We start from the raw sequence: 4,916 nt of genomic DNA, 5'->3' as shown, positions 1-4,916 counted from the left end.
GAGAATTACCATGGCTGAAGATCTGAAAAAAATGTACCGCACCATCATGGACGACCATTTTCCCCCGAACATGGAGATCAGCTTTGTCGATAGGGACCGGCGGCAGACCCTGTTCTACGAAAAAGTGACCTGGACCATCGACGCTGTCCAGAAGGGGCTGCGCTATGGAGAGAACCCCGGTCAGGAGGCAGCCCTGTATCGCATGGTCAACGGCAACCTCGTACTCGGAGAGACCGAGACCATCCAGCCCGGCCAGTACCTGGCATCGGACATCGAACTGCTTCAGTCCGGTAAGCACCCGGGCAAGACCAACCTCACCGATGCCGACAATTCTCTCAATATCCTGAGGTACTTCACAGGCCGGCCCACGGCGGTGATCGTCAAGCACAACAACCCTTGCGGCGTTGCCCAGGCAGAGACCCTGGAGCAGGCCTATGTCAACGCCAACCTCGCGGATCGCGTGGCCGCTTTCGGCGGCTGCATCGCCGTGAACCGCAGTGTGGACATGGCTGCCGCTGAAGCCATTTGCAGTCAGTACGCCGAAGTGGTGGTGGCACCGGAATTCGAACCAGGGGTCATGGAAGTCTTCTCCCGCAAGAAAAACCTGCGGGTGATCCGTATCGGCAATATCAACCGGCTTCAGGATTTCGTCGGCAAACGCTGTGTGGAGTTCAAGAGCCTCATCGACGGCGGGATCATCGCCCAGTGGTCCTTCGTACCCCAGGCTCGGACCCGGGCCGACCTGAAACCCGCCCGCTGCGAGGCCAACGGAAAAGTCTATCAGACCAACCGGATGCCCTCCGACCGGGAGGCCGAGGACCTGCTTTTCGGCTGGCTGGTCGAGTCAGGCGTAACGTCCAATTCGGTGCTCTATGTCAAAGACCTGACCACCGTGGGCATCGGCACCGGGGAGCAGGACCGGGTCGGCGTAGCGGAGATCGCCCGGGACAAGGCCTACCGCAAATTGGCCGACCGCTATTGCTTCGAAGCCTGGCAGACACCCTACAATGACCTGAAAGACCCGCATCGCAAAGCGGAGATCGACGCCCGCGTGGCTGCCGAAAAGGGCGGACTCATCGGTGCATGCATGGTCAGCGACGCCTTCTTCCCTTTCCGTGACGGCGTGGACGTGGGAATCCGTGAAGGAATCACCGCGGTGGTTCAGCCCGGCGGATCGAACAACGACTACCAGTCTATCGAGGCGTGCAACGCGTCTGATGTGGCCATGGTCTACACTGGACAACGCAGTTTCAAGCATTGAAGTCTAATTTCTTCTTCCAAACCCTTGTTTCATGCGGTTTCGCTGTTGACACGACCAAAGAATTGCTGTAATGCCAAAAATTAAGCGTAATTATTAGGTTCCTATTTCACACCCATCAAAGGAGGAAGCAATGACAAAAGCTGAATTGGTTGAGAAAATGGCAGAAGAATCAGGCATCACCAAAGTTGCCGCTGCCGCCGCGCTGGATTCTTTTACCGCCAACGTCGCCAAAGCCTTGAAGAAAAAAGACGGGAAAGTGACTCTGGTGGGTTTCGGAACCTTTATGAAAGTTCGCCGCAAAGCCCGCAAGGGACGCAATCCGCAGACCGGCGAAGTGATCAAGATCAAAGCCGCCAACGTGGTAAAGTTCAAACCCGGAAAGAAATTGAGAGACGCGGTTTAATCTCCCGCCCCATCGATTTAAAAAGGCGGCCTGTCGGTGAAAATGAAACCGACAGGCCGCCTTTTTTGTGGGTTCGGGGTTCGGGGGTCAACGGTTGATGATCAACCGAATATTGGTAACCTTGAACCTCTGAATCCTGATCCTCTGAACCCTAAACCTTTTTACTTCATCACCCGGCAGAATACGGCCAGCGCCCGCTGCACATCGGCAAGGGTTACATGGTAGTTGAGCACCGCCCGCATCTGATCTTTGGCTGTCGGCAGCACACGGACTCCTGAAGCGCCCAACTGCGCCACCATCGCCGGCGCGTCCATCCCATTTTTCACCACGCGGAAGTAAACAATATTGGTGGCAACGGCATCGGGATCGATCTGCAGCCCTTGGATTTCCGCCAGTCCCAATGCCAGGGCCCTGGCATTGGCGTGGTCCTCGACCAGCCGGTCCACCATCTCGGTCAACGCCACGATGCCGGCGGCAGCGATGATGCCCGCCTGCCGCATGCCTCCCCCCACGGATTTGCGCATTCGTCTCGCCCGGGCGATGAAGGCCTCATCACCACAAACGACCGAGCCCACGGGAGCTGCCAGTCCCTTGCTCAGGCAAAAGGTCACCGAGTCCGCCGGCGCGGCCAGCTCGGCCACATCCACGCCCAGGGCCACCGCCGCATTGAAGATTCGGGCACCGTCGATGTGAAGTTTCAATCCATGCTGGTTTACCAGTCGGCCGACCGCTGTCGTATAGGCGGGTTTCAAGGGCGACCCACTGCAGCGGTTGTGGGTGTTCTCCAAGATGACCAGCCGCGATACCGGGAAATGCACATCATCGGGTCGGATGGCCGCCTCGATCTTCTCAAGGGCAATGGTGCCGTCCAATTCGTTGGCAAGGGTCCGCGGATGGATGCCGCCTAAAGCGGATGCCCCGCCCTGCTCGTAGAAGAACACGTGGGACTGATCCCCCAGGATGGTCTCGTCACCCCGGCCGCAGTGGGACAATTGGGATACCAGATTGCCCATGGTCCCCGACCCCACCAGCAGTGCGGCCGGTTTTCCCACCCGTTGGGCCGCCATCTCTTCCAGGCGATTGACGGTGGGGTCCTCCTTGAAGACATCGTCCCCCACCTCGGCCGCTGCCATGGCTTTCCTCATCGCCGTTGTGGGCCGAGTGATAGTATCCGATCTCATGTCGATAGTGTCCATGATTAATATTATCCTTTTTGTATCTGGTGACGGCTGACCCGGATAGACCGGAAACAACAAATTACAACATCCAAATTCCAAATAAAATTCAAACTACAATATCCAAATCTCAAATAAGGACAAAAAACAACAGGCGATTGACCCCTCCCCTCGGCAAGTGACGGGGAATGTGTTCGCCATCTCGGTTCTCATTTTGATTTCTCAAATGTTGATGGTTGAAATACCCTTTCCTCAAGATCCGATCATATGGCTTGGAATTTGGGTTTTGTGATTTATTTGTTATTTGTTTTTTGACTGTTGTAATTTATTCGCTATTTGGCTTTCTTTTTTAGGCGAATCCGAATGGCACTGGCATGGGCGCCGAGTCCTTCGACGGTGGCCAGGCTGATGATATCGCGGGCCTCTTTCCTGAGTGCCGCGCGTGAATAACGGATCAGGCTCGTTTTTTTCATGAAGTGGTCCACCGACAGGGCCGAAGAGAATCGTGCCGTACCGGCAGTTGGCAGTACATGGTTGGGACCGGCCATGTAGTCGCCCACCGGTTCGGGCGTGTAGGGTCCCAGGAAAATCGCGCCGGCATTGCGGATCCTCGGCGCCACATCCATGGGTTCCGCCACCTGGAGTTCCAGGTGTTCCGGGGCGATGTGATTGGCCAGTCCGATGGCGACGTCCACATTCTCCACGACCATGATGGCGCCAAAAGCAGACAGGCTCTGCCGAGCGATGTCAACACGGGACAGGGCCGCCAGCTGAATCTCGACCGCCGCCTTTACCGCCTGGGCCAGTTCCGCGGAATCGGTAACCAAAATGGCTGACGCCAGGGGATCGTGCTCCGCCTGGCTGAGAAGATCGGCGGCGATGTATTCAGGGTCCGCCGTTCCATCGGCGACGATCAGGATTTCGCTGGGACCGGCGATCATATCGATGCCCACCGTCCCGGCGACGATTTTCTTGGCCAGGGTGACGAAGATGTTTCCGGGCCCCACGACGACGTTGACCTTGGGCAGCGTCTCCGTGCCGTATGCCAGTGCGCCAATGGCCCAGGCGCTGCCCACCTTGTAGACGGCATCCACGCCCACTTTTTTGGCGGCCACGAGAAGATGAGGGGCCACCTCCCCCGAGGGCATGGGCGGGGTGACCATCACCACTTTCGGCACACCGGCGATTTTGGCCGGAATGGCGCCCATGAGCACCGAGGAGACCAGCGGCGTATTGCCGCCCTTGCCGCCCGGCACATACACGCCGGCGGCATCCACCGGATGGACCATCTGCCCCAACAGGGTGCCGGGCCGGCGGGTGTCGATCCACGATTTGGGCAGCTGTTGACGGTGAAAACCGTCGATCTGCGCCACGGCACGGTTCAGCGCCTTAAGGAACGCCCGGTCTACCTTGGTGCGGGCCGCCGCCATCTCTTCGGGTGTGACCGCAAGGGTCTCGATGGTCATGCCGGGTGCATCGAACGCCTGGCAGTAGCGGATCAACGCTTCGTCCCCATTCCGCTTGACGTCGTTGAGGATCCGCGTGACGGCCTGGACGTCGGCTTTCCTGAAATCGATGTCCCGGGCGATGATGCTCCTCATCTTTTTTTCGGCAGCGTTAGACGGGTAGCGTAGGATCTTCATCGGATCATTTCCTTTCTTCTGAGTTGACCTCCTTTAAGGTGGATTGCCGGGTTTTGTCAATAGAGGCCGCGCACGGCGATAATCCCGGCCTCCGCACGAAGGACCCGCTTTAAGGTCTTCCGGGTGCTACCGAGCTGCTGCTGAACTGCAATCATTATATAATTGATCTTACCAGTTGACAGATTGGCCACCATCTGTAGAAATGTGGGGTCAATTCCCGGTGTTGGCGTCATAGCCGTTTCGTCACCGGCTCCCCGAGACATTCTATATGGAGGGTATTTACGATGAAAGCGGACAGAATCCACAATTTCAACGCCGGGCCGGCGGCCCTGCCCCTGACGGTTTTGGAAGAGATCCAGGAATCCTTTCTCAATTATGCCGGCTCCGGCATGTCGGTCACCGAAATCAGTCACCGGTCAACGTGGTTCGACGAT

The 4,916-nt window shown here is 57.5% G+C and carries 4 protein-coding genes and 1 pseudogene; 3 read left to right on the top strand and 2 right to left on the bottom strand.

The window, feature by feature from the left end:
• Positions 1-10 precede the first annotated feature (10 nt).
• On the top strand, positions 11-1,261 hold the full coding sequence (locus ABYV26_RS20905) for an IMP cyclohydrolase (RefSeq protein WP_372683296.1): 1,251 nt from the start codon (positions 11-13) through the stop codon (positions 1,259-1,261).
• Between the two features lie 103 nt (positions 1,262-1,364).
• Entirely contained in the window at positions 1,365-1,664 is a 300-nt protein-coding gene (locus tag ABYV26_RS20900) for an HU family DNA-binding protein (RefSeq protein WP_372683295.1), read from the top strand.
• 161 nt (positions 1,665-1,825) lie between these two features.
• Here the strand turns inward: ABYV26_RS20900 and ltaE are convergent, their stop codons facing one another.
• Together ltaE and hisD are read right to left on the bottom strand one after the other, a co-directional pair.
• Complete coding sequence (gene ltaE, locus ABYV26_RS20895; RefSeq protein ID WP_372683294.1) at positions 1,826-2,845, bottom strand: low-specificity L-threonine aldolase; 1,020 nt, start codon at positions 2,843-2,845, stop codon at positions 1,826-1,828.
• Between the two features lie 326 nt (positions 2,846-3,171).
• Complete coding sequence (hisD, locus tag ABYV26_RS20890; protein ID WP_372683293.1) at positions 3,172-4,482, bottom strand: histidinol dehydrogenase; 1,311 nt, start codon at positions 4,480-4,482, stop codon at positions 3,172-3,174.
• A gap of 284 nt (positions 4,483-4,766) precedes the next feature.
• Between hisD and ABYV26_RS20885 the strand changes: the two are divergent.
• Positions 4,767-4,916 (top strand): annotated as a pseudogene (locus ABYV26_RS20885) (3-phosphoserine/phosphohydroxythreonine transaminase); the annotation flags it as partial.

This window comes from Desulfosarcina sp. (assembly GCF_041551955.1).
In the GTDB taxonomy this organism is placed as follows: Bacteria; Desulfobacterota; Desulfobacteria; order Desulfobacterales; family Desulfosarcinaceae; genus Desulfosarcina.
This window is presented reverse-complemented; position numbering and strand designations above follow the sequence as displayed.

Bases quoted from the DNA above. Each gene is read 5' to 3' on its own strand.
- ABYV26_RS20905 (WP_372683296.1), top strand. From the start codon at position 11: ATGGCTGAAGATCTGAAAAAAATGTACCGCACCATCATGGACGACCAT.
- ltaE (WP_372683294.1), bottom strand. From the start codon at position 2,845: ATGAGATCGGATACTATCACTCGGCCCACAACGGCGATGAGGAAAGCC.
- hisD (WP_372683293.1), bottom strand. From the start codon at position 4,482: ATGAAGATCCTACGCTACCCGTCTAACGCTGCCGAAAAAAAGATGAGG.